This is a genomic window from Mesorhizobium sp. WSM4313 (assembly GCF_002294725.1).
Lineage (GTDB): Bacteria > Pseudomonadota > Alphaproteobacteria > Rhizobiales > Rhizobiaceae > Mesorhizobium.
Window position 1 is genome coordinate 128577 of sequence record NZ_NSFT01000008.1, and the last position, 22880, is coordinate 151456.

At 65.1% G+C, this 22880-nt stretch carries 21 protein-coding genes; 9 read left to right on the plus strand and 12 right to left on the minus strand.

Annotated features, from left to right (window positions below; all coding sequences use genetic code 11):
- Nucleotides 1-134 precede the first annotated feature (134 nt).
- Entirely contained in the window at nt 135-1577 is a 1443-nt protein-coding gene (locus CK219_RS19335) for a LuxR C-terminal-related transcriptional regulator (protein ID WP_095768329.1), read from the plus strand.
- Between the two features lie 45 nt (nt 1578-1622).
- Here the strand turns inward: CK219_RS19335 and CK219_RS19340 are convergent, their stop codons facing one another.
- The 5 genes from CK219_RS19340 to CK219_RS19360 all read right to left on the minus strand — a co-directional run bounded on the left by CK219_RS19340 (nt 1623) and on the right by CK219_RS19360 (nt 7045).
- The gene (locus tag CK219_RS19340) at nt 1623-2516 is read right to left on the minus strand and encodes a carbohydrate ABC transporter permease (protein ID WP_095768330.1); all 894 of its coding nucleotides are present in this window, start codon (nt 2514-2516) and stop codon (nt 1623-1625) included.
- A 1-nt stretch (nt 2517) separates the two neighbouring features.
- Nucleotides 2518-3456, minus strand: a complete 939-nt coding sequence (locus CK219_RS19345) for a sugar ABC transporter permease (protein WP_095768331.1) — start codon at nt 3454-3456, stop codon at nt 2518-2520.
- Between the two features lie 98 nt (nt 3457-3554).
- The gene (locus CK219_RS19350) at nt 3555-4880 is read right to left on the minus strand and encodes an ABC transporter substrate-binding protein (protein ID WP_095768332.1); all 1326 of its coding nucleotides are present in this window, start codon (nt 4878-4880) and stop codon (nt 3555-3557) included.
- A gap of 37 nt (nt 4881-4917) precedes the next feature.
- Complete coding sequence (gene ugpC, locus CK219_RS19355; RefSeq protein WP_095768333.1) at nt 4918-5994, minus strand: sn-glycerol-3-phosphate ABC transporter ATP-binding protein UgpC; 1077 nt, start codon at nt 5992-5994, stop codon at nt 4918-4920.
- A 451-nt stretch (nt 5995-6445) separates the two neighbouring features.
- Entirely contained in the window at nt 6446-7045 is a 600-nt protein-coding gene (locus CK219_RS19360) for a DUF922 domain-containing protein (protein WP_095768334.1), read from the minus strand.
- A gap of 112 nt (nt 7046-7157) precedes the next feature.
- Here CK219_RS19360 and CK219_RS19365 point away from each other — a divergent pair, with 112 nt between their 5' ends.
- The 4 genes from CK219_RS19365 (at nt 7158) to CK219_RS19380 (ending at nt 9683) form a co-directional block, all read left to right on the plus strand.
- Complete coding sequence (locus CK219_RS19365; protein WP_095768487.1) at nt 7158-7391, plus strand: hypothetical protein; 234 nt, start codon at nt 7158-7160, stop codon at nt 7389-7391.
- Between the two features lie 85 nt (nt 7392-7476).
- On the plus strand, nt 7477-8574 hold the full coding sequence (locus tag CK219_RS19370) for an NAD(P)/FAD-dependent oxidoreductase (protein WP_095768335.1): 1098 nt from the start codon (nt 7477-7479) through the stop codon (nt 8572-8574).
- A 137-nt stretch (nt 8575-8711) separates the two neighbouring features.
- A complete protein-coding gene (locus tag CK219_RS19375) occupies nt 8712-9341 on the plus strand; it encodes a glutathione S-transferase family protein (RefSeq protein ID WP_095768488.1) in 630 nt (209 codons plus the stop codon).
- A 114-nt stretch (nt 9342-9455) separates the two neighbouring features.
- Nucleotides 9456-9683 carry a hypothetical protein gene (locus CK219_RS19380; protein WP_176477076.1) on the plus strand — a complete coding sequence of 76 codons (228 nt, stop codon included), beginning with the start codon at nt 9456-9458 and terminating at the stop codon, nt 9681-9683.
- A 39-nt stretch (nt 9684-9722) separates the two neighbouring features.
- On the opposite strand, the gene CK219_RS19385 is transcribed toward CK219_RS19380, so the two are convergent.
- On the minus strand, nt 9723-10724 hold the full coding sequence (locus CK219_RS19385) for an aldo/keto reductase (RefSeq protein ID WP_095768336.1): 1002 nt from the start codon (nt 10722-10724) through the stop codon (nt 9723-9725).
- Between the two features lie 131 nt (nt 10725-10855).
- On the opposite strand from CK219_RS19385, the gene CK219_RS19390 reads away from it, so the two are divergent.
- Both CK219_RS19390 and CK219_RS19395 read left to right on the plus strand, forming a co-directional pair.
- Complete coding sequence (locus CK219_RS19390; RefSeq protein WP_095768337.1) at nt 10856-12007, plus strand: hypothetical protein; 1152 nt, start codon at nt 10856-10858, stop codon at nt 12005-12007.
- Nucleotides 12000-12752 (plus strand): ABC transporter ATP-binding protein, encoded by a 753-nt coding sequence (locus tag CK219_RS19395; RefSeq protein WP_095768338.1) that lies wholly within the window; start codon nt 12000-12002, stop codon nt 12750-12752. Before CK219_RS19390 ends, CK219_RS19395 begins: the two co-directional genes overlap by 8 nt.
- Before the next feature lie 63 nt (nt 12753-12815).
- On the opposite strand, the gene CK219_RS19400 is transcribed toward CK219_RS19395, so the two are convergent.
- The 4 genes from CK219_RS19400 to CK219_RS19415 form a co-directional block, all read right to left on the minus strand.
- On the minus strand, nt 12816-13313 hold the full coding sequence (locus CK219_RS19400) for an N-acetyltransferase (protein ID WP_095768490.1): 498 nt from the start codon (nt 13311-13313) through the stop codon (nt 12816-12818).
- 133 nt (nt 13314-13446) lie between these two features.
- On the minus strand, nt 13447-13626 hold the full coding sequence (locus CK219_RS19405; RefSeq protein ID WP_095768339.1) for a hypothetical protein: 180 nt from the start codon (nt 13624-13626) through the stop codon (nt 13447-13449).
- A gap of 189 nt (nt 13627-13815) precedes the next feature.
- Nucleotides 13816-15078, minus strand: a complete 1263-nt coding sequence (locus CK219_RS19410) for an NAD(P)/FAD-dependent oxidoreductase (RefSeq protein ID WP_095768340.1) — start codon at nt 15076-15078, stop codon at nt 13816-13818.
- Nucleotides 15075-16607, minus strand: coding sequence for a formyl transferase (locus tag CK219_RS19415; RefSeq protein ID WP_095768491.1), 1533 nt, complete (start codon nt 16605-16607; stop codon nt 15075-15077). Before CK219_RS19415 ends, CK219_RS19410 begins: the two co-directional genes overlap by 4 nt.
- A gap of 239 nt (nt 16608-16846) precedes the next feature.
- Here CK219_RS19415 and CK219_RS19420 point away from each other — a divergent pair, with 239 nt between their 5' ends.
- Nucleotides 16847-18940, plus strand: coding sequence for a Wzz/FepE/Etk N-terminal domain-containing protein (locus CK219_RS19420; RefSeq protein WP_095768341.1), 2094 nt, complete (start codon nt 16847-16849; stop codon nt 18938-18940).
- A gap of 1 nt (nt 18941) precedes the next feature.
- A complete protein-coding gene (locus CK219_RS19425; RefSeq protein ID WP_210200011.1) occupies nt 18942-20315 on the plus strand; it encodes a VpsF family polysaccharide biosynthesis protein in 1374 nt (457 codons plus the stop codon).
- A gap of 22 nt (nt 20316-20337) precedes the next feature.
- On the opposite strand, the gene CK219_RS19430 is transcribed toward CK219_RS19425, so the two are convergent.
- Nucleotides 20338-21609 (minus strand): cellulase family glycosylhydrolase, encoded by a 1272-nt coding sequence (locus CK219_RS19430; protein ID WP_095768342.1) that lies wholly within the window; start codon nt 21607-21609, stop codon nt 20338-20340.
- Nucleotides 21606-22793 carry a DUF1972 domain-containing protein gene (locus tag CK219_RS19435; RefSeq protein ID WP_245340536.1) on the minus strand — a complete coding sequence of 396 codons (1188 nt, stop codon included), beginning with the start codon at nt 22791-22793 and terminating at the stop codon, nt 21606-21608. Before CK219_RS19435 ends, CK219_RS19430 begins: the two co-directional genes overlap by 4 nt.
- Between the last annotated feature and the right edge of the window lie 87 nt (nt 22794-22880).

Below are 22880 nucleotides of genomic sequence, written 5' to 3' on the forward strand. Positions count from 1 at the left end.
GGCACGCCGGGAGCCTGAACCGCCACGCTCGGTCGATCCATCGGCTGCATGCAGTGTTTTGGGTCCTGCATTTGTAGTATTTTGCGGGGGGCGGGGCGTTGATAATGTCGCCGTCCGCGGGGCAGGGAATTGAGATGAATCACGACGCTGCGTCCATACCGGCCGCGCTTTCAGCGCGCCAGCCTGTGCCGGCCTTGTCCGAGCGCGAGCGTGCGGTGGCGGAAAGGTTCGCGGCTGGCCTGACCTATCGCGAGATCGGCGAGGCGCTGTTCATCGCGCCATCCACCGTGCGCACCCATCTCGCCGCGATCTACGAAAAGCTCGGCGTTCGCAGCAAGATCGCGCTTGCCATGCATATCAACCCCGTCACAGCCATGCCGGCCGTGCCCGACACTTCGCCGGTCCTTGCGATATTTCCCATCGAATGCCTGAGCGCCGACGAGCAATGGCGCCGCTTTGCTCGCGGGCTGTCATCCGACATCACCATCGACCTTGCGCGCTACGCGGATCTGCCGGTCATTGCCTTCCACACCATGAAGGCGCTGGGCAGCAAGCCGGCCGATTTCACTGCCGACGGCAAGGCCCTGGGCGCGGCCTATCTTCTGTCCGGTCAGTTGCGCGCCGACACCCAGCGAGTGCGGCTCACGATGGAGCTGGCCGATACGCGAACCGGCGTCAGCCTGTGGAGCGAACGCTTCGACCGGCCCGTCGAGGACATCTTCGCGCTGCAGGACAGCTTGACCGAAAGCGTGATCAACGTGCTTGCCGGCTGTTTCGGAGCGATCGCCACGGTCGGCCGCAATGCAATCCTTCGCAAGCCGCCGGCCAGCCTGCGTGCCTATGACTGCTATCTGCTGGGCGTCGAGCAGCACAACACCTTCAGCCGCAGCGGCAACAGAGAAGCCATCAGGCTGTTTTCACGCGCGCTCGAACTTGACCCGACCCTGGTCAAGGCCTGGACCGAACTTGCCTACGCCTATTCGATCGAGGCATGCAACGGCTTCGGAGACAATCTGAGCGCCTCGATCGCCAAATGGCGCTGGGCGGCCGAGAATGCGCTGCGGCTCGATCCGAGCGACAGCACTGCGCACAACTGCTTCGGCGACCTCATGGGTTGCCTGGGCGATTTGGAGGCAGCTGAAAGGGCGCACCGGCGCGCCTTCGAATGCGGTTCCAACCATGCCGACACGCTGGCGCTGCTTGCCGGCAGCAAGGCGCTGGTCGCCGGCGATCCGGCGGAAGCCATCCCGCTCATCGAGCGCGCCATGCGACTCAACCCGCTTGCCCCGCCCTGGTATTTCGGCATGCAGGGGCGCGTCCTGTTCACGGCCGGCAGGCACCGGGAAGCCATAGCCGCGCTGCGACGGAGCACGCCGGATTCGCCGCACGTGCTGATCTTCCTGATGCTTGCCCACGCAACACTAGGCGAAGCTCGCGAGGCCGCAGCCATCGCGGACCGTCTGCGCACCGAATTCCCCAGCTTCTCGGTCGAGGGCTTCATCTCTGGCTATCCGGTCAGCAATCCGGGCGCCGCGCGAGCCATCCGCGAAGCAGCGAAGTTGGTGCCGCTCTGCTAGCCCCGGTCACAAGCCCGACGCCACGTGCCAGGCGCTGATGCACGTCTATTCCTTCACCGCGCCCGTCATCGATGAAACATAGTGCTCGACGAAGAAGGAATAGAGCACCACCACCGGCAGCGAGCCGATCAGCGCGCCGGCCATGAGCGCGCCCCATTCATAGACGTCGGAGCGAACGAGTTCGGTGAGCACGCCGACCGGCACCGTCTTCTTCTCCGAAGACTGGATGAAGGTCAGCGCATAGATGAACTCATTCCAGGACAAGGTAAAAGCGAAGATGCCGGCCGAGATCAGGCCGGGCACCGACAGCGGCAGCACGATCTTGGTGAGGATCTGCCAGCGGCTTGCGCCGTCGATGAGCGCGCATTCCTCCAACTCGAAGGGAATCGAGCGGAAGTAGCCCATCAGAAGCCAGGTGCAGAACGGGATGAGGAAGGTCGGATAGGTGAGGATCAGCGCGAACGGCGTGTCGTAAAGACCGAGATTGAACACCATCACCGATAGCGGAATGAACAAGATAGAGGGCGGCACGAGATAGGCGAGGAAGACGGCAAGGCCAACCTGCCGCGCGCCCGAAAACCTCAGCCGCTCGATCGCATAGGCAGCTAGCACTGCAGCCGCCAGCGACAGGAAAGTAGCGGCGGTCGAAATGATAATCGTATTGAGCAACCAACCTGGATAGGAAGTCTCCAAGAGCAAATAACGTATGTGTTCCAGCGTCGGATGAACGACCCAGAACGGATTGTAGTTCACATAGTCGGTCATCTCGATATTGGGCTTAACCGCCGTGATCGTCATCCAGTAGAAGGGGAACAGGAGAACGATCAGAAACACCAGCAGCGGCAGGTAGACCGTCACCACCCGTCGCGGAAGGCTTTGCAGGTAGCCCATGCCGCCTTCGTCGGTCTCCAGGCGCTCGACTTCCTTGATCGCGGCCATGTCAGTCTCCGCCGCCTTGCTGCCATCTGCGCCGTTGCAGCCCGAAATAGCTGAACAGGATCGCGGCCAGCAGGAAGGGAATCATGGCGACCGCGATTGCCGCGCCTTCGCCCAGTTGGCCGCCCGCAATACCGCGCTGGAAGGACAATGTCGCCATCAGATGCGTGGCGTTCACCGGCCCGCCGCGGGTCAGCACATAGATCAGCTGGAAATCGGTGAAGGTGAACAGGACCGAAAACGTCATCGTGATGGCTATGATCGGCGTCAGCAACGGCAGGGTCACGTAGCGGAACAGCTGCCACCGGCTGGCGCCGTCGAGCGTAGCGGCCTCGTAGAGCGATTGCGGAATGGTCTGCAGTCCGGCAAGCAGCGTGATGGCGACGAAGGGAATGCCGCGCCACACATTGGCCGCGATGACCGAGGCGCGCGCATTGGTCGGGTCACCGAGAAAATTGATGCGGTGGTCGATCAGGCCCATCTGCTGCAACGCCCAGGACAGGATCGAAAACTGCGAGTCGTAGATCCACCAGAAGGCAATGGCCGACAGCACCGTCGGTACGACCCAGGGCAGCAGCACGACGGCGCGGAAGAACGACTTAAAGGGCAGCTTCTCGTTGAGGATGAGAGCCAGCCAGAGGCCGAGCACGAATTTTAGGATCGAAGCGCTGACCGTGTAGAGCAGCGTGTTGAATACCGAGAGCCAGAAGACGCTGTCGCTCCACAGATATTCGTAGTTCTCGACGCCGATGAAGATGCCCGGCCGGCCGATGCGCGTGTCGGTGAAGCCGAGCCAGACACCGAGCCCGAGCGGATAGGTGAGAAAGACCAGGAGCAGCGCCGCCGCCGGCAGCATGAAGCCGAAGCCGAGAGCGTTCCTGCTCTCGGCGAGCCTCGAACGGATCGACGGGCGCGTCTGAACGGCAACGGACGGCACGGCCATGGCGCGGGCTCCTTCTTATGCGGGTGGAACTGTGGCTGACCGCGCTTGGCTCGAGTAAGCCGCAAAGCGCGGTCATCCTGCTTCAAACTGCGCCAGGATCAGACGCGGTAGTAGCGATTGGCGCGTTTTTCGGCCTCCTCCATCGCTTCCTGCGGCGTCGCCTGGCCCGTCACCGCCTTGGCGAACATGTCCACCAGTACGTAGTCAGCCATTGTCGCGGCGGATGCATAGCCGAGCGGCCCGGCATAGCCGTTGGGGCGCAGCGTCGCCGAGGCTTTCGCGTAGGCTGCATTGTTAGGATCGGCCTTCCAAACCGGGTTGTTGTCGAAGGCTTTCAGCGTTTGGCAGCAATAGCCTGCCGACGAGGTGATCCAGTCGGACATTTGCGGGTCCTCAAACATGAACTGCAGATAGGCTTTGGCGGCATTGGGGTAGGGCGTGTAATTGAAGATGACGGCCGTGGTCACCTGGAAAAGCTCGACCGATTTCCCTACCGGACCGATCGGCATGTTGGTCGTGCGGATGTCCTTGGCGATCTCGGCCAGCTTCGGGTCCTTGTCCTTGTTGATCTTTGCTGTGTTGTAGGCCGAGATGCCGTTGGCGATCACGCTCACTTCCCCGGCCAGGAATGCGCGGTTGTTGTTGACGTCGAGCCAGCTTTCGGTGCCGGGGATGAAGGTCTTGTAGAGCTCCTGCGCATACTGGATCGCCTTGAGCGTCTCCGGACTGTTGATCGTCACCTTGCCGGCTTCGTCGACCATCTGGCCGCCGTGGCTCCACAGCAGCCAATGCGCGTAATTGTTGCCGTCGCCGACGCCGTGGCCATGGGTGAAGCCGGCGGGATGGCCTTTCGCCTTCAATGCCTTGCAAAGTTCCAGGAAACTGGCCGTGTCCTTTGGGAATTCGGAGAAGCCTGCCTCCTTGACCCAGCTTTCGCGGTAGACGATGGCGTTGCCGATGGTGGCCAGCGGCAAGCCGATGAACTTGCCCTCGCGCGTCGCATATTGTTTCGGGCCGTCGTACCAGCCGCCATACTTCTTGCCGAGATGATCACCCAGTTCCGTCACATCGAGCAGCTTGTCGGGATACTGGTGCGGGTCATCGAACCAGACGAACATCAGGTCGGGGCCGGAGCCGACATTGGCGGCGACCGCCGCCTTGGGACGGATGTCTTCCCAGCTTTCCTTGTCGACGCGCACCTCCACGCCCGTCGCCTCGGTGAACCGCTTGGTATTCTTCAGCCACTGGTCCTCGTCGCCCTGCACGAAGGGCGACCAGCGCAGCAGCCTGAGCTTGGCGCCTTCCTCGGGCTTGTAGGTCACGCCTTCCTGGGCGAAAGCGCTCGAGCCGACGAAGCGGCTGCCCAGGGCTCCGGCCGCCGCGGCTGCGGTCGTGCGGATTACATCGCGTCTGGTGAACTTCATACTCGTTTCCTCCTGTTGCTCTGTCGTTGCCTGGTTTTTATCGCGCCGTCTCGATTCGCTTGCCGGTCTCGCCGTGGAACAGGTGGATCGGACCGGGGTCAACCGACAGCCGAATGGTTTCTCCCGGCGCGAAGGAATGGCGCTCGCGGAAATTGGCGACGATGTCCTCCCCGCCGACCGTGCGGCCGATGATCTGCACTTCCGACCCGGTCGGCTCGATCACCGCCACCTTGACTGGAATGCCGTCGTCGGCCAGCCGCAGATGCTCGGGTCGTACTCCGAGCACCATGGCTTCGCCGTTGCCGATGGAGGGAGGCTTCCGTAAAGGCACGGAAATGCCTCCTGCACCCCTGAACGACGGTGGGCCATCATTGGCGAATGCGCCCTTGAGCAGGTTCATGGCGGGCGAGCCGATAAAGCTTGCCACGAACAGGTTGTTTGGCCGGTCGTAGAGCTCGAGCGGCGGTCCGATCTGCTCGACGAGGCCGTCATGCATGACCACGATCTTGTCCGCCATGGTCATAGCCTCGATCTGGTCGTGCGTGACATAGACCGTCGTGGTCTTCAGCCGCTGGTGCAGTTCCTTGATTTCGGCCCGCATCTGCACCCTCAGCTTGGCGTCGAGATTGCTGAGCGGCTCGTCGAACAGGAACACCTGCGGATTGCGCACGATTGCCCGGCCCATGGCGACGCGCTGGCGCTGGCCGCCCGAAAGCTGGCGGGGATAGCGCGACAGAAGCGGCACCAGCCCGAGGATTTCGGCCGCCCGTTTCACCCCGGCATCGCTTTCAGCCTTCGGGACACCCTTGAGCATGAGCGAGAACGCCATGTTCTCGGCAACCGTCATATGCGGATAGAGCGCGTAGTTCTGGAAGACCATGGCGACGTCGCGCTCCTTCGGCGCAACGTCGTTGACGATACGGCTGCCGATCGAGATATGGCCGCGCGAGATTTTTTCCAGGCCTGCAACCATCCTGAGAAGGGTCGATTTTCCGCAGCCTGAGGGCCCCACCAGCGTGACGAACTCGCCGTCGTCTATGTCGACGCTGACGCCATGCAGGATCTGGGTGGCCCCGAACGATTTGTAGACATCGCCAATCGCGACAGACGCCATCGAACTCCTCCCGATGGTCCCTGCGAATCTCGCGGGGAGCCGTTCCAATCAAGGTGTGGCTGAAACGGGTGCCGGCAAGCACCCACCACTGGCGTCGGCGACGTTTGCCCTACTCCCCCGGTCACGCGACTGTGAGACGGTAGCGCTACCACATCCACCTGTAAAGCGGCGGCGCGCCTTGCTTACTACCATCGTTGAAGACAGTTTGAGCGAAGGCTGCGCTGAAGCGAAGTGGATCCAGCCAGTCGCCGGAGGGCGGCCGATTGATCTTCAAACGCCACCGATGGATATTAGGCATCGTTAATGTAATAGATTTCAGCGTGTCCGAGAAAAGCCGAATCCTGCTGATTTACATCGCCAACGGGATTGGTCGCTATCCATCCAGGACGCGCGCATTACTTCCGCCATGGCGCAGGGAGCGGGGCTGTCGCTGCCGCTCTTGCCTTCGTTCTCAGCCTCCGCCCAGAAACGCCGCGATCAGCTTCAGCATGTTGCCGTCCTGCCCAAACTCGATCTTGTCGAAATCGCGGCTGCCCTGGCGCTGCGCCTTGGAGAGTTGGTCGAGATAGGCTGTCAGCTCCGCCCGGACCTTCTTGCAGCCGGGATCGTTCTGGGCTGTGAGGCCGGTGCTGAAGGCGACGATCTTGTCCACCATGTCGATGATGCCGGCGCCATGCACCTTCTCATGCGCGATCAGCCCGGCGGCGAAGGCGTCCCAGCGCGTTTGCAAGGCTGAGCCAAGTTTCCCCGCCGGCTTGGGCAGCGTGTAGGTGATGATCAGCTTCGGCCGCGCCGTCCTCAGCACGCAGGCGCCGCCTTGCGGCTGGTAGTCGCGCTGCCAGGTCAGCTTGAAGAAAGTGTGCGCGATGACACGCCGTTCGTTGCCGGCCGAATCCTTGCCGATCACCGGGCCTTTCTTGCCGATCGAGAGATAGAGCTGCTCCGCGCTTTCGCCCGAGACGGCATAAGTCTCGATTTTCTCGATAGGTTTCCAATCGGCGACCGCCGGCGTGGACGAAAGCAGGGCGGCGAGGAGGAGGGCGGGCTTCATGGGCGAGCCATAGCATTGGGCCTCGTTTGGTAGAAGCCGGCCCGCGGATTTTCGGAACCGGCTTCACCGGTCGATCGTTTTCCTGGGCAATCGACCCATGGGGAAGGACAAGATGACCCGCAACGAGATCATTTCCGTGCTTGGACCGGTCGACGAGGCCGTCATCGCCGATATCGCGCTCACCGGCGCCAGCCTCGAGGAATTGCGCGAGGCCTTCGCCTGGATCGGCGCCGACGAGGCGCTGGTCAATGAAGGCCGCGCCATGCCCGGCGCCCGTGTGGCGAAACTGATCGAGATCCTCGAACCGCCCGAGGATGAGCCCGAGACGCCGGGCGCGATGGAGTAGGGCGGCTGCCCATAGGTGCTTCTCCCTACTTGCCGCTCGAACCCCTCCTGTCATAGCTTTTGCCGCCTTGGCGGGAGGAAGCCATTTGGATACCAATGTCGTCATCATCGGCGCCGGTCCTGCCGGGCTCGCCGTTGCTGCCTGCCTCAAACAGGCGGGGCAGGACTTCATCATCCTTGAAAAGGCCGATGAGGTTGCGCCGTCCTGGCGCCGGCATTACCGGCGACTGCACCTGCACACGGTGAAATCCTTCTCGTCGCTGCCGTTCGTGCCGTTCCCGAAAAGCCACCCGCGCTACGTGCCGCGCGAGAAGGTGGTCGCCTATCTCGATGCCTATGCCGGGCGTTTCGGGCTCAAGCCGCGCTTCGGCGTCACCGTCAAATCGGTCCGCCGCGAAGGCGAACGCCTGCTGGTCCAGACTGATGCCGGGCTGTTCAATGCCCGCAAAGTGGTGGTGGCCACCGGCAACAATTCCGAGCCGATCACACCAAACTTCCCGGGCATCGAAGCCTTCAAGGGCAAGGTGCTGCACAGCGCCGCCTATACCGAGGCCGCGCCTTATGTCGGCAAGGACGTGCTGGTCGTCGGCATGGGCAATACGGGCGCGGAGATCGCGCTCGACCTGGCTGAAAGCGGCGCCAGGCCCACAATCTCGGTGCGCAAGGGCGTCCACATCGTGCCGCGCCAGCTGTTCGGCGTGCCGATCCAGATGGTGGGGATCGCCAGCCGGGCAATGCCGCAGGCGCTGAACGACTGGGTGTTCCCGAAGATCCTCGATCTGGCGCTGGGCCGGCTGGAGAGATACGGCATCGTGCGGCCGCGGCAGGGCATCATGCAGGGGATCGAAGCCGGCCGCATTCCGGTGATCGACGTCGGCACGGTGGCGGCGATCAAGGCCGGCCGGATCGGCATCGCACCGGATATCGCAGGCTTCACCCGGGACGGTGTGAAATTCGCCGACGGGGTGGAGAAGAAATTCGACGCGGCTATTTTCGCCACCGGCTACCGCCCGGCCTATGACGGCTTCCTGCCGGCGGAGCTCAGGCCGGACAAGAGCGGCGTGAACGCCCGCGCGACGGAGCTCGGCGTGTATCTCGTCGGCTTCTACAATCCGGTCACCGGCCTGTTGCGCGAGATCGGCATCGAGGCGCAGGCGGTGGCGAAGGATATTGCGAGACGGTGAGGGTTCACGCGGCCATTGTGATGGGCCGAGTTCCGTCACGGCGCAGACCTTTCTGCGTTGACCTGCGCCCCGCCTGAATCGGGTGGCGCCGTCATTCGCCGCATGGCAAGCCAATCCACCAGCGAGGAATGCACTCCATGCTCAAGCTCTACGATTATCTCCCGTCGCAAAATGCCTGGAAGGTTCGCGTCCTGCTCGGGCTGCTCGGCATCGCCTACGACACCCGCATCATCTCGATCTTCGAGGGCGAGTGCCGCACCGAGACGTTCCTGAAGCTCAACCCGGCAGGCGCAGTTCCGGTGCTCGGGCTGGACAATGGCGAGGCGATCGCCGAGTCGAACGCGATCCTCGCCTATCTCGCCGAGGGCACACCCTACCTTCCGTCGGACCGCTTTGCCCGCGCCAAGGTGATGCAATGGCTGTTCTTCGAGCAGTACCATATCGAGCCGGTCATCGGCTCGTTGCGCTACTGGACGCTGACCGGTCGGCTGGAGCGTAACCAGGCGATGGTTGCCGGCAAGCGCGAGGCGGGCGTGCGCGCGCTTGGCGCGCTGGAGCGCAGCCTGGCCGACACGCAATTCCTGGTCGGCAACGCGCTCACCATCGCCGACATCGCCGTCTACGCCTACAGCCACCGAGCCGAGGACTGCGGTTTCTCGCTCGCCGACTATCCCGCTGTCGATGCTTGGATGGGACGCGTCAGCGAGACGATCGGCCCGGATTATCCTGTGCATCCTTACAGCATCGATCCCCATTCGCACGCCTGAGCGCCGGAACACAGCGGCGGACAGGGCGTTTTCCAAAGGCAGCGTGTCGTGCGTCGCCCAATCGGCGCCCGCCTGTTTCGCGTTGCGTTCCAACCAGAGCCATGGAGGTCCGCAATGGTTCGCACCATCCTCGCCGCAATCCTCGCCACCGGCATCATGAGCCTATCGGTCATGGCAGCCGAGCAATACTGGGTCGCCAGGGACGCGGTGTCGAAGCAATGCGAGATCGTGCCGAAGAAGCCCGACGGCACGCTTGTGGTCGATCTCGGCAAGAAGAAATACGCCAGCGAGGGTGAGGCGAGGAAGGCGATGGAGGCGATGTCGGACTGCAAGAAAAAATAGGGCCGTTGCCCAATCCTCCCGAGGGAGATTAGCCAGCTTCTACCGGTCCACCAGAGACATCGTCCGCTCGTTGTAGCGCGGCCCTGACACCTTGTCGGGCGTCAGTGCCATGTCGAGCCCCAGCATCTCGGTGGCGTCGAGCGCGATATCGGCCGCCGCGACGTTCTCCTCCAGATAGATCCGGCGCTTGGTGCCGGGGATTGGCACGATGTCGATGCCGAAATCCGGGCCCTTGGCGAGCAGCCAGGCGATCGCGATCTGGCCGGGCTTGACGCCCTTCGCCGCGGCGATGTCGCGCACCGTGGCGGCCGCCGCGACATTCAGGTCGAAATTCTCGCCCTGGTAGCGCGGATCGCCGCGGCGGAAATCGCCTTCGGGATACTCCTCCGCGCGCCTGACGTCGCCGGCGAGGAAGCCGCGGCCGAGCGGAGCGAACGGCACCAGGCCGATGCCGAGCTCCTTCAGCGCCGGGATGATCTCGGGCTCGAGGTTGCGCTCCCAAAGCGAATATTCGCTCTGCAGCGCCGAGACCGGATGCGCGGCATGCGCGCGGCGGATGTTGGCAATGCCCGCCTCCGACAGGCCGAAGAAGCGCACCTTGCCCTGCGCCACCAGTTCGCCGACCGCGCCCGCGACATCCTCCATCGGCACTGCGGGGTCGACGCGGTGCTGGTAGAGGAGGTCGATGCGGTCCGTGGCGAGCCGCGAGAGCGAAGCGTCGACCACCTCGCGTATATGCTCGGGCCGGCTGTCGAGCCCGGCCTGCTTGCCGTCGGCGATGCGGAAGCCGAACTTCGTCGCGATCGTCACCTGATCGCGCCGACCTTTCAGCGCGCGTCCAAGCAGCTCCTCATTGGCGAAGGGGCCGTAGACCTCGGCCGTGTCGAGAAAGGTGCAGCCGAGCTCGATCGCCCGGTGGATCGTCGCGATCGACTCCGCCTCGTCGGCCGGACCATAGGCCTGGCTCATCCCCATGCAGCCGAGGCCGATGGCAGAGACTTCGAGTCCCTGGCTGCCGAGTTTCTGTTTGCCGAGGCTCATGCGTCTTGCTCCGCCGAATTTTCGATCCGGCTAAATTATAGGGCCGGGCATGAATGCGTCCAGCGCTGGCCCTATTGGCGGCGCAATCGTCGCCATCCTTGCCGGTGGCGATTCCACTGTGGTGACGGCCAATGCGGCACGACAGGCTTGTCCTAATATTGCTCTGGCGCGAGTTGGTCGCCGGCCTATGCGCAACGCGGCGCCGCGATCTCGCCTGGATTGCGCTCGGCGGCGGTGGACTTCTGGCCTATGCGATCGCGGATATCGTCGTCGCCCTGCATGCCGCGGGTCCGAAGCTGCGGCACGACCAGCTTCTGTGGATGCTTGGACTGCCAGTCGCTTTCGCCGCGCTGGGATGGCTGGCGGGCAATGCAATGTCGCGCCTTTGCCTTTCTCGCGCCTTTGCCCCCTTCCTCAAGGCACTGCCGCTCGCTTCGGCGGAGCGCCGTCGCATGGCGGCGGTGGGAGCTTTCGCGCTCGGCCTTCCACTCACGCTGATGATCGCCACGGCGGTCGGCTTCGCCTGCGCCGTCATCGGAAAGCCGTTGGCACCGGCCTGGGGCTTGGGCGCGGCCACCCTGTTTGCCTTGAGCTTCGGCACGGCAGGCCTTTGGCGCCTCCGGCGGCCACGCCTTCTCGTCGATGTGGCGGCGAGCGAGGCGGCGCCGGTCGGAAGGCCCTGGCTGCGTCGCCTCGACCGGGCGCGTCCAAGCTGGCTTTCCAGCTGGGCCTGGAAACTGCCGGCCGGCAATATACGGCCGTCTTGGAAGCTGGCGGCCGCCAGCCTGCTGCTCGGGCTCGCCACCATTCTTGGCGCCTGGGCCAGCCTGGCCGGCCATACGGCTGGGCCTGCGGCCGTCGCGGGCCTGGCCGGCGGCATTCTTGTTTTCATGCTCAGCCTGCGCTGCCAGCCGCTCGGCTCGCCGGTGCTGCGCACAGCGCCCATCGGTTTTACACGGGTATGGCTGCGGCTTGTGCGACTGCCGCTGCAATTGTCGCTCGCCTTCTTCCTGCTGCCGGCCGGCGCGGCGCTCGCGGCCGAACCGTCGGCCTGGTCGGTGCCGGTCGCGAGCGGCCTTTGGCTACTGGTGCTGAACGGCGCCTATGCGGTGTTCGGCGCCTTTTTCCTCAACACGCCCTTCGTCGCAATGCTGAGCTTCGCCGGCGCGCTCGCCTATGCCGGCTACGAGACGCTCGAATATGGCCGTACCGTTCTGATCGGCCTGGCCGCGCTGGTGTTTTTCTTGTGGCACCGAACCCGACAGAGATATCGCAATGGCTGAAGTCCTCACCGTTAAAGAGCTCAGCGCCGGCTATCACGGGCGCATTGTCGTTCGCGGCATCGGTCTTTCGCTCCATCGGGGCGATATAGTCGGCCTGCTCGGTGCCAATGGCTCGGGCAAGTCGACGCTCATCAGGGCGATCACCGGCCAGATCCGGTTGATCGGAGGCAGCGTGGTGATTGACGGCATCGACCTCGCCGCCGCGCCGGAACGCGCCAAAGCCGGCTTCGGCCTTGCCATCGAGCCGCACGAACTGCCGGCGCCGCTTTCGGGACGTCAATATATCGAGCTCGTCGCCTCGATCCGTGGCTGCGCGCCAAACGACCTGCCAAGCGGCGACCTGCCGGGCGGCGATCTCCTGGAGCGACTAGACCTTGGACGCTGGATCGACCGCCCGATCGCCGAATATTCGCTCGGCACGCGAGCCAAGATCGCCATCGGCGCAGCGCTTCTCGACGGGCCGCCACTTCTGATCTTCGACGAGACGCTGAACGGCCTCGATCCGGTCGCCGCCTGGGAGGTGAAACGCGTGATCACCGCGCTCTGCGCGAGCGGGCGGCATGCCGCCATCGTCTCGACCCATGTGGTGGAGGCCGTGCCGGCGCTCTGCAATCGCGCGGTGCTGATGGCCGACGGCAGCCTGAGCCGAAGCTGGGATGCGGCCCAACTGGCCGAAGCGGCCAGGGCGCCTGGGGCGTTTGAGGAAAGCGTCATGCAGGCGTTGCGCATGCGGGCCGCCGCCTGATCTAGAGCAATTCCAGGAAAAGTGTGAGCGGTTTTCCGCCTGGAATTGCGGCAAAACAAAGCTCTAAGCCATCGGCAGCATGCGGCGCATGATCAGCGAGGCGTGACCGCCGACACCGTGGGCCGCTTCCCGGCGTTCGACCACCTCGAAGCCGTGCTTGCGGTAGAAGGCGATCGCGCGGTCGTTGCCTTCTATCACCTCCAGCGCGATGCTGGGGATGCCGGCATGCGCGGCAAGCACCGCATGCAGAAGGTCGACCGCGAGGCCGCTGCCGAACGCCTGCGGCTCGATGTGGAGCCGCTGCAGCATCACATCGCCTTTTCCGTCCATTGCCGCCATCGCATAGCCGGCAATCGAGCCATCGGCGCGCTCGGCGACGAAGGACATCTTGTCCTCGTCATCGAGCTCAGCCGCGAGCCTTTCCGGCGCGTGCCTTTCATCGGAGAGCCTGGCCACGGTCTCGTCGCCCATGATCGGCGCATAAGTCCGCCGCCACGATTGGCCGAGCAGCCGCGACACATCGGCCAGGTCGTTTCTCGTCATCGCCCGGATGCGGGTCATGGTCGCCATCCTTGTTGGAGTCTGAAGATAGGGCGAAGCGATGGATACAGCCAATCTCCCCCTTGTGGGAGATGCCCGGCAGGGCAGAGGGGGGCGCTGTCGCGCCCGCCTATCCGTGCTTGGGATCTCCGCTTTACGCCGCGCTCGGCGCTGGCAATCCGTCGCGACGGTGGAACCTGCGCTCAATGATTATCAATTGGCGCGCGGTGTTGTTGCGCAGGCGGCGCAGCCGCCATTCGAGCCCCGTCTCGATGGTGATGCGCTTGGCGTAGATGCTGGAGCGCATGCTGGCTTTGTCGGTCGCGACCTTCACCGGGTCCCCGTAGGATAATCCGCTTTGTGAGAGTCGCCATTCGATAGCCCGCCGCCGAACCGATAAAGGTGGCAGCGGGCCATTGGAGCGACGGGCGTGCTGTCCCGCCGAGCAGGAGACACTGCTCGCCACGATCTAAACCGGCTTTGCCAGGGACCGCGACTTACGGATTGGTAAGATCGCTCACGATCATGTTCCCAGGCCGGCCGGTGCCTTGCTGGTTTGCTCGAAAGCAGGTCCCTCTGGGCCAGGTCCGGCGTCACCCGATTTTCCCGCCTCGCGGAATCGACGGGCAAAGATCATCAAGCGCCGCGCGGTGTTGTTGCGCAAGCGGCGCAGCCGCCATTCAAGCCCCGTCTCGGTGGTTATCCGCTTTGCATAGATGCTGGCGCGCATAGCCCTGGCGTCGGCGGCGATCTTGGCAGGATCGTCGTAGAAGGCGCAGATCTTGTCGGCCGCCATGCCGGGCGTCTCGAGCCAGGCGGGGATATGCGTCGAGCTGAGGCAATAGACATCGGTCAGTACCCGGTGGATGCCGTCGCCTTGCGCCGGGCAGGTCGTGGCGAACGCATCGCCGATGAAGACGACACCGTCGCGCCGATGGCCCTGCGTCGTTGTCAGGCCGACCTGCCTCACCTCGACCTCGCTGGCGACGGCGAAGTTGCCGCATCGAGCCGCGATCTCCGGCATCAACTCCAGGAGCATTTTTTGGGGGTCCTCGCGGAACGACCGCACCCACGGATCGGCGACGGTCCGGTAGACGAACATGTTCGCGCGCACCCGCTCGCCGATCCGGAAGATGGTAAGAAAGGCAATGCGATCGGCGATCCGCCTTCCGTAGAAGGTGAGGGATGGCAAGCCGAATTCCTGCGGCGTGACCGCGAGATCGAACCCCAACGTCAGCGAATGCGCCTTCGATTCCTCGACGCGCTCGACGCCGATCGCGCGCCGCACCGCCTCGCTATAGCCGGTGGCCACGACCAGCAGCCGGGCATCGATCACGGAGCCGTCGGTGAGCACCAGCCGCTGCCGGTCCGGTCCCGTCGAGACCTCCGCGACCTTGCCGATCGTCAGCGGCACTTGCGGAGGCAGCGCCGCGCGCAGGCCGTTGACCAGCGGCGTGTAGGAAAAGGCGTACTCCCAGCTTTGCTTGCGCTCGAACTGCTGGCCGAAGCGGAAGACATGGATGTCTGTCATCGGGGTGACGAGAGACCTGAAAACCGGGCCGAGGCCGAGTTTCTCGAATAGTCCCATCTGCTCCGCCCGGGTTTTCTCGGCCCGGAATTCGTCATGGTGGATACGATGCGGATCGATCAGCGCGATCTTGCGGCCCGCCTTGGCGAGCGACAGCGCCAGCACGGTTCCGGCGAGCCCCGCGCCGACGATCGCCACTTCGACCTCGGCCTGGCCGGCCGGCACGGCGGGTGCTTCGCGGTCCTCTATGATGCTCATTTGTGGTCTCCACGGCCCGCAGGCATGACGTCGCGCCGTTGGATCTGCTTCCAGCGGGGCGCCATTGCCGAACCATCTATGAATTCCAGCCCGCCCGCCTCGTTGAGCGTGTGCAGCTTGCGGCCGGTCCAGCCGGCACCGGGGTTGAGGATCGTTTCGACGACCTGACCAAAGCCGCTCTCGTCAAGCTGAGTGACGCGCGCTATGCCGAGCGCGGCGCCATAGCTCCTGCGGCAGTCCTGCACCGGGCGAAGGAGTTGGCCGCCGCGGCTGACCATGCGGCCCGCCGGCCGCGCCGAGGCGATGTCGATCATAACGGGGTTCTTCGGGTGCGGCGTCCACGGCCCGCGGAAATCCGGCGCCGACCACAGATGCAACTGGTCCGAGAAGGCGCCGCCGCCGTCGCGCACCGTGGCGAACATCCACCAGCGCCCGCCATGCTCGACAAGCGTGGCGTCGCTGGCGATGATGTCCGACAGTAGCGTCGCTTCCTTGACCCAGCCGCCCGGGAAGGCGGTGGCGCGGTAGAGGTCGACGGTCCGGTTGGCGGAGCTTTCCGGCACCATCCACATCTGGCCGTCGCGCTCGAACACGAAGGGGTAGGAGAGGTGGTAGGGCAGCTCCAGAACCGGCTTCGGAGTGCCGACTGGGCCGGACGGGCCAAACGCCACTGCCGACAGGATCGCCTTGCCGGTGCGGTGGATGTAGTCCTCGACGAACAGCGTCACCTGGCCGCGGTAAAGCACCGGGAACGGGTCGGCGTAGAAGCGGCTGCCGTCGTCCGGCAAATCGCGCCAGCCGGATTGCGGATGGGCGCGCAGCTCGTAGAGATCCTTGCCGCCGGTCTCGCGCCAGCCGACCCGCCAATGCGGGGCGTTGTAGCACAGATGGTAGATCTGCTGGACGATGCGGCGTGCCGTCGCCTTGGCCGCACGCACACCGAGCTTCGTGGCCGACGGCATGGCTGGCGGCGCCGTCTCGGATGGCGGTTCGGGCAGCACCGGAAGCGATGAGCGGGCGGCGCCGTTGACCGCCGCGACGATCAGGCTGGCGCTGCGCGCCAGCATGTCCTGGAAGGAAGCCAGCGCGATCCCGTGATATTCGGTGCCGAGCCGTCCCTCGGCGACTGTCGCGCCGTTCTGTTCCAGGCGGGCCAGCGGCGTGCGGCCGGCAAGGATCAGCGCCAGGAGGGCCTCCTCGCCGCAGACGCCATCATAGGCGAGCCGCCAGACCCGTCTGCCCTGCGGCTCGACGTCGCCGATGAGATCGATTGTGAGGTCGGCCGGCGCGGACGCTCTCGCATGGCCGGCCAGTGCCGAAAGCGGCACACGCCCGGCCGTCCCATTGGCGGGCAGGCGATGGATCAGCGTCTCAAGCTGGAACAGCGCTTCGGCTTCGCGCGGCACGCCGCCCGCCGCCGGACGGCCGTCGACCGCAAGCTCCACGCCGGGCAGCAGCGACAACCGCTCGGCCAGCGCCACATGAAAAGCGCGCACGCAATCGCCGTCGAGGCGCAGGGTCAGGCGCATCGCCAGCCCCGGGCACATCCGGTGCCGCCGACCCGGCTGGCCAGATCAAATTCCCGCCGCATGCGCACGATGTCTCCAATTTAGGCTGCACTTAGATTCTACTGCGTTGGTGCAAACTTCGTGCCAGAGCGGCCTCAATTTATGAACATAATTAACAGTGTTTTAATCGTTGCCGGGAATAGCTAGACCAACGCCGCATTTCTCGTTTGCCGGCCGATGGAGCGTTCTCGGAGCGACCTTTGCAATCACCCCTGCTCATGGTGCCTCAGCAGAACGCTCCGGAGGCGATCGCGCCGGCGCCGGCCTATCACGCGCCTGCGCCCGCGCCTGCCACGGTCGAGCTTGGCGATCTCGGCCGCATCCTGCTGCACCGCCGCAAGCTGATCTTCGCCACCGTCGCGTTGCTCACTATCGCGACGCTGATCTACGCCTTTCTGACACCGGCGCTTTATTCCTCGACGGCGCAGATCATCATCGATCCGCAAGACCTCCAGGTCGTCACCAACGATGTCAATCCCAGCCGCATCTCGCCCGATGGCGGCATCACTCAGGTCGAAAGCCAGGTGAGTGTGGCGCAATCGAACGGCGTCCTGCTGCGCGCCATCAAGGCGACCAACCTGACCGAGAACCTGGACTTCAACGGGCAGGGCGGGCTCGGCGGCTGGCTGGGCATGTTCTTCGGCGCCAGCGACGGCGATAGGACGGCTGAAACGCTCGACGCGCTGCGCCGCCGCCTGGCGGTGAAGCGAGACGACAAGGTGCTGGTGCTCAACATCATCATCACGGCCAAGAGCGCCGACCTAGCGGCCGAACTCGCCAACGCCATCGCGCAGGCCTATCTCGACGACCAGGCCGAAGCGCGTTCGAAGGCCGCCGCCGACGCCTCCGACGCGATCAGCGCCCGGCTGGAAGACCAGCGCAAGCGCGTCGAGCAGGCTGCCAACGCCGTCGAGACCTACAAGGCCGAGCACAACATGGTGATGGCGGCCGGCAATTTGGTCAGCGATCAGGAACTGACCGACCTCAACACGCAATTGACAGCCGCCCAGACCCGTACCGCGCAGCTCAAGGCGCAGGTCGACCAGCTGCGCCGGCAGGGCGGCGCGCCGGACGCGACCTCCGAGGCGATGCGCTCGCCAGTCATTGCGAGCCTCAGGGCGCAGGAGGCGACGCTGGTCGACCAGATATCGCAATTCGGCACCGAGCTCGGGCCACGCCACCCCTCGATGATCTCCGCGCAGCAGCAGCTCAGCGATCTGCGCAAGCTGATTTCGCGTGAGCTCGGCCGCCTCGTCACCGCCGCCGAGACCGATTACGAGCGCGCGTCGGCCAACCAGAAGGCCCTGGAGGCCAAGGTGGCGTCCCTGAAAGGCAAGTCGCTCGACACCGACCAGGCCTCGGTGAGGCTGCGCGAGCTGCAGCGCGATCTCGATGCCGTGCGCACCGTCTACGCCAATTACCTGCAACGCGCCCAGGAAACGCGCGAGCAGACCAACGTCAACAGCACCAATGCCCGCATCATCTCTGAGGCGATGCCGGCGCTGAAGAAGAGCTGGCCGCCGAAGGGGCTGCTTATCTTCGGCGCCATCTTCGGCGGGCTGGCGCTGGGCATCGGCATGGCGCTGATCGCCGAATATCTGTCGCCAACCGTGCTGTCCGCCAACCAGATGCAGTCGGCCATCGAGGCGCCGGTGCTGGGCGTTCTGCCGGGCAGGGGGCGCCGCCGCTCCGGCGCTGCCGCCCAGAAGACCGACGCCGTGGCCGGGCTCGCGCTGCAGCGCATCGCCGCCGCCACCAGGCGCCCGCCGGACTGGCCGCTGGTACCCTCCATCCTGGTGGCGTCGCCACCCGAGGATAAGGCTGAGCGGTCGAGGGTGGCATGGCAGCTCGCCAACGCGGCGGCGGCCAGGGGGCGCCGCGTGCTGTTCATCGACATCAATGCCGGCAAGGGCCAGAAGGACCCGCAGCCCGGCGTGCTCGACGTGCTGCGCGGCGAATATCCGCTCGACGCGGTCAGCCGCTATGCACCGGGCAGTTCCGTGGCGCTGGTCAGCCGGGGGCGGCCGACCGCGGTGTTCCAGGAAGCGCAGGCGCTCTATTTCGCCCATCGGATGTTGGCCGAGGCCAATCACAGCTTCGAGCTCGTCGTCATCGACGGCGGCGCGCTGGCGGACGACCTCAACGTCCTGCCGCTGGTCGCCATGGCCGACGAGATCCTACTCGTCGCCAGGCTGAATGCGACGCCGATGCGCGACGTCGCCGCGACCTCGGAAGCGGTCTCCGTCATGGGGCGGCTGCCGACCGGCGCCATGCTGGTCGACGAGGCGGCCTGACATGGCCTCGATCCTGGCTGGTACCGCCCGGCCTGTTTCGGCTTCGGGCTATGGCATGGCGGGCCCGCGCACTGTCCCAGTCGACACGCTGACCCGTCTTGGCCTGACTATCGCGGTGCTGCTTCTGTTTTCCGTCTCCGGCGGCATGCTGTGGCTCGCAGGCTATAATTACGACGGCTTGCAAGGCAGTCCGCTGAGCAAGATCCACCCTTCCACCTATCTCTTCGTGCTCGTCTTCGTCTGGCGCTCCTGCATCTTCGGCAATCCGGTCGGCTATGTGATCCATGTCACGAACAGGCGGCCGGCCACGATGCTGATGGCGGTGATCTCGACCGTGCTTCTCTTCGTCGTCATCCTCAGGCAGCGCCCCGGCATGGCCGGCATGATCGACACTTTCGTCGCCCCGGCGCTGATCGTGCTGCTGCTGAGCGAGGATGACGAGAAGACCTTTGCCTGGCTGCAGGCGGTCATCCATGTCGTCATGACGGCGAACGCGCTGCTGGCGCTGTTCGAGTTCGGCACCAAACATCTGGTGTTCCCCTACAGGTTCGACGGCGCGGTGTTCGTCAACGATCTGCGCTCCACCGCGCTGCAGGGGCACCCGCTCTCCAATGCCACGGTCACCTCGATCTATGTGCTGTCGCTGCTATCCGGCTCGCGTTCCCTGTCGACGCCGCTCAGGCTGGCGCTTGTCGGCCTGCAGTTCTGCGCACTGGTCGCCTTCGGCGGCCGCTCGGGCATGGTGCTGACGATCCTGCTCAGCGGCGTTTATTTGCTGATCCAGGGCCTGGCGCAGCTCAGCACCGGACGCGTCAACCTCTTGGGCGCCGCGCTGGCGATCATCCTCGCCGCGCTGCTGCCGCTGGCCATCGCGCTTGCCGGCTATTACGGCTTCTTCGACGCGCTGCTCGAACGTTTCGTCTCCGACAGCGGCAGCGCCAACGCCCGCGTCGAGATGTTCGATCTCTTCAGGCATCTGGAATTGCGCGACCTGATCGTCGGGCCCGATGTCGACCTGCTCGACAGCATGCGCCGCATCACCGGCCTTGAGCAAGGCATCGAGAACCCGATCCTGCGCCTGACGCTCTACCAGGGAGCGTTCTTCACGCTTTTGATCTTCTTCGGCTTCGCGCTGTTCATGCACGAGGTCGCGCGCCGCTGCCATTCGGGCATCTGGCTGCCGATGCTGGGTTGGCTCATCCTGCTCAACACCTCCGAAAGCATCGCCTCCAAGACGACGCTGATGACCAAATTCGTGGTCATCGCGCTGGCGCTTTATCGGCCGGCGAGGCCTGTTGCGCGTCAAAGGACGCAGGCGAAGGAACGCGGCGAGTCTCGCTACGCATTCGCCGCCAGATGGAAACCAAACTCTTAGCGCGGTTTGGTGATTCAGCAAGTCAAGCGCGCGGCATCCTCAGCCCGAGCGCCTCGACCATCGCGGGATCGAGCGCGCGCGTGGTGTCGTCCATCATGCCCATGCCGTCGAACAGGTCCCAGAACGCCCAGGCAAAGCCGAATGCCTCGGCGCTCTGCCGAACATCGCCGATGTAGCGGGCGCGGTCCGGGTTGGGCGCGGCTGTGTATCGTGCATCGGTTCGCAACGCGCCGAACTCGCCCATGATGATGCGCTCGCGCGCGACGCCATGGGTCTGCGCCCAGTCACTCACCTGCTTGAGGTAGCGGTCGATGAAGCGGCGGTCGGGCTGCGCATCGAAATAGACCTTTAGCACCTTCTCTGTCTCGGCATAGGCGGCCTTCTTGGCTTCGTTGGACCTCTCGGAATCCTGCGCCATCCTTGTCCTGACAGAGGCCAGCGTTCTTTCCAGCGTCCCGGCGGAGGCTGGCCACGGCACATTGTTCAGCGCCCGGTAGACCGGCTCGCGCATCCACGGCGCGCCTTGATGGCTGAACAGGTACGGCTCGTAGAAGTGGAACGTGAACAGGATCGGCTCGAAGGCCGCCAGCGGCGCCGGATCGAGCGCGGCGAGGCCCCGCACCATCGAGCCGCAGCCGCCGGTGGCGAGCAGCGGCAGGTTGCGCGCCGAGACCCGAGCCGCGCTCAGCAGAGCCGCCTGCACCTTGGGCCACAGCCCGGAGGAGCAATCCTGCGGCGGCTCGTTGATCGGCTCCAGCGCTATCCTGCCGGGCGCCATGTCCGCCAGCATGCCGGCAACCTCGCCGACGAAGACCCGGTAGCGCGCGAATTCCGGCGCGCCGGTGCTGGAATACATGCGATCGGGATTCCAGTAATGTGTGGCGCCGTTGGCCTGTATATTGACGATGACGCCGAGATCGGCGCTGAGCGCTGCCTCGACCGCCGCGCTCAGCATCGCCATGAGGTCGGCGCGCTGGCCCGCGTCGGCGGCCAGGAACGGCCCCGGATCGACAGGCAGGCGGATGAAGTCGAGCCCGCTGGCGCGCAGCCGGGCAAGGTCGGCCGGCGTCGGCACCGGCCGTTGCGACTGGAAAGGCGGCCAGTCATAGTCGGTGCGGGGTGCAGGAAATTCGCGCGTCAGCGCAAACCAGGGCCAGGTATTGACGCCGCGCCTGAAAGGCCATGCGCCAGCGGCACGCGCTGGAAATGACAGTGGCGGAAGCGTGCTCGCCAGCGGGGCTATTGCCGCGGCCAGCGCCGCGCCGAGAATCCGGCGGCGCGACCAACCGGTCATGCGTGCTTGGCGCGGTCGGCTTTCGCCGGCGCGGCGGTGGTGACGCCGAGTTGCCGCAGCGCTTCCTTCTCGTAGGCAATGAGCACGTCTTCCCAGCGGAAAGCCTCGCGGGCCCGCGTTCGCGCCGCCTTGCTGCAGCCCGCCACCAGCGCGTCGTCGGCCAGCGCCTCGTCGATCCGCTGGCTCAGGCTGTCGGCATCGCTGAAGTAGATCGCCGCCTCGCCGGCGACCCAGCGATTGTAGCGGTTGTCATGCGCGATCACCATGTTGCCGGCGGCAAGCGCCTCGACCAGCGAGGGATTGGTGCCGCCCACTGTGTGGCCGTGCATATAGGCGCGCGCGTGGTAGCGCAGCGCCTGCACCGTCGCCTGATCGTAGATCGCGCCGGGCATGATCACCGTGCTGCCTGCCGCCGCGCGCACGGCGCGGTGGTAGGGAATGTCGTCGTTGAGCGTGCCGAGCACCACCAGCTTCATGTCGCCGCGATCGCGGCTGCGGAAGGCTTCGATGATCGGCAGGATGTTGTTGTCGGGTTCGATCCGCGCGATCGAGACCAGATATTTGCCTGGCTCGAGCCCGAGCGCGCGAACGGGTTCTTCCGGCGCTGAGGTCACCGGGTCCGCGCCATAGGCGATCGTGGCGATGGAGCCGCGCGGCCGCCTTGTTGCCAGATGGTCGGCGATCGCCGGGTGATCGGCGATGAGCCGATGCGAGACCCAGGCGGCGATCCATTCATTGAGCCAGAACCAGCTGCGCGCCGCCGGCCCCCATTTCGGCCGCCGCCACTCGATGCCGTCCATATTGGTGATGATCTTGCGCCGCATGAGCCTGAGCCAGGTCAGGAACACCGCGCCATTGTAGCCGAGCACCAGGCACACGCCCGGCCGCCTGGCGGCGTTGAGCACGCATTGCCAGTCGAATTCCAGTGTCGCGCGGGGACCCTTGGAGGCCACCTCGATGGTGATGAGCTCTATCCCGCGCCAGGTCTCGCTCGTCACCCTTTGCCCGACGCGCCCGACCTCCTTTTGGCAGTAGACGCCGACCTTCCAGCCGCGTCCGGCCAGGAAAAGTGCCAGCCGCTCGGCGAAGGTTTCAAAGCCGCCGTGAGAAGCCGGAATGCCGCGCGTCCCCAGGATCAGGATCGAAGGCTTTTCGATCAGGGTGGAAGGTCGTTCCGGTTTCAAAATAAAGGAATCCCCAGGGTCCGGTCATAGTTGTTGTTACGGCAATGACACGCCCAGCAACTTCCGTGCCAGGGTACCCCCAAGGGC

What these genes read in the sequence shown, in the direction of transcription:
- CK219_RS19340 (WP_095768330.1), bottom strand. Translation starts at nt 2,516, where the DNA reads ATGGCCGCGATCAAGGAAGTCGAGCGCCTGGAGACCGACGAAGGCGGC.
- CK219_RS19425 (WP_210200011.1), top strand. Translation starts at nt 18,942, where the DNA reads ATGGCCTCGATCCTGGCTGGTACCGCCCGGCCTGTTTCGGCTTCGGGC.
- CK219_RS19385 (WP_095768336.1), bottom strand. Translation starts at nt 10,724, where the DNA reads ATGAGCCTCGGCAAACAGAAACTCGGCAGCCAGGGACTCGAAGTCTCT.
- CK219_RS19395 (WP_095768338.1), top strand. Translation starts at nt 12,000, where the DNA reads ATGGCTGAAGTCCTCACCGTTAAAGAGCTCAGCGCCGGCTATCACGGG.
- CK219_RS19415 (WP_095768491.1), bottom strand. Translation starts at nt 16,607, where the DNA reads ATGCGCCTGACCCTGCGCCTCGACGGCGATTGCGTGCGCGCTTTTCAT.
- CK219_RS19390 (WP_095768337.1), top strand. Translation starts at nt 10,856, where the DNA reads ATGCGGCACGACAGGCTTGTCCTAATATTGCTCTGGCGCGAGTTGGTC.
- CK219_RS19360 (WP_095768334.1), bottom strand. Translation starts at nt 7,045, where the DNA reads ATGAAGCCCGCCCTCCTCCTCGCCGCCCTGCTTTCGTCCACGCCGGCG.
- CK219_RS19350 (WP_095768332.1), bottom strand. Translation starts at nt 4,880, where the DNA reads ATGAAGTTCACCAGACGCGATGTAATCCGCACGACCGCAGCCGCGGCG.
- ugpC (WP_095768333.1), bottom strand. Translation starts at nt 5,994, where the DNA reads ATGGCGTCTGTCGCGATTGGCGATGTCTACAAATCGTTCGGGGCCACC.
- CK219_RS19335 (WP_095768329.1), top strand. Translation starts at nt 135, where the DNA reads ATGAATCACGACGCTGCGTCCATACCGGCCGCGCTTTCAGCGCGCCAG.
- CK219_RS19345 (WP_095768331.1), bottom strand. Translation starts at nt 3,456, where the DNA reads ATGGCCGTGCCGTCCGTTGCCGTTCAGACGCGCCCGTCGATCCGTTCG.
- CK219_RS19410 (WP_095768340.1), bottom strand. Translation starts at nt 15,078, where the DNA reads ATGAGCATCATAGAGGACCGCGAAGCACCCGCCGTGCCGGCCGGCCAG.
- CK219_RS19400 (WP_095768490.1), bottom strand. Translation starts at nt 13,313, where the DNA reads ATGACCCGCATCCGGGCGATGACGAGAAACGACCTGGCCGATGTGTCG.
- CK219_RS19365 (WP_095768487.1), top strand. Translation starts at nt 7,158, where the DNA reads ATGACCCGCAACGAGATCATTTCCGTGCTTGGACCGGTCGACGAGGCC.
- CK219_RS19380 (WP_176477076.1), top strand. Translation starts at nt 9,456, where the DNA reads ATGGTTCGCACCATCCTCGCCGCAATCCTCGCCACCGGCATCATGAGC.
- CK219_RS19375 (WP_095768488.1), top strand. Translation starts at nt 8,712, where the DNA reads ATGCTCAAGCTCTACGATTATCTCCCGTCGCAAAATGCCTGGAAGGTT.
- CK219_RS19430 (WP_095768342.1), bottom strand. Translation starts at nt 21,609, where the DNA reads ATGACCGGTTGGTCGCGCCGCCGGATTCTCGGCGCGGCGCTGGCCGCG.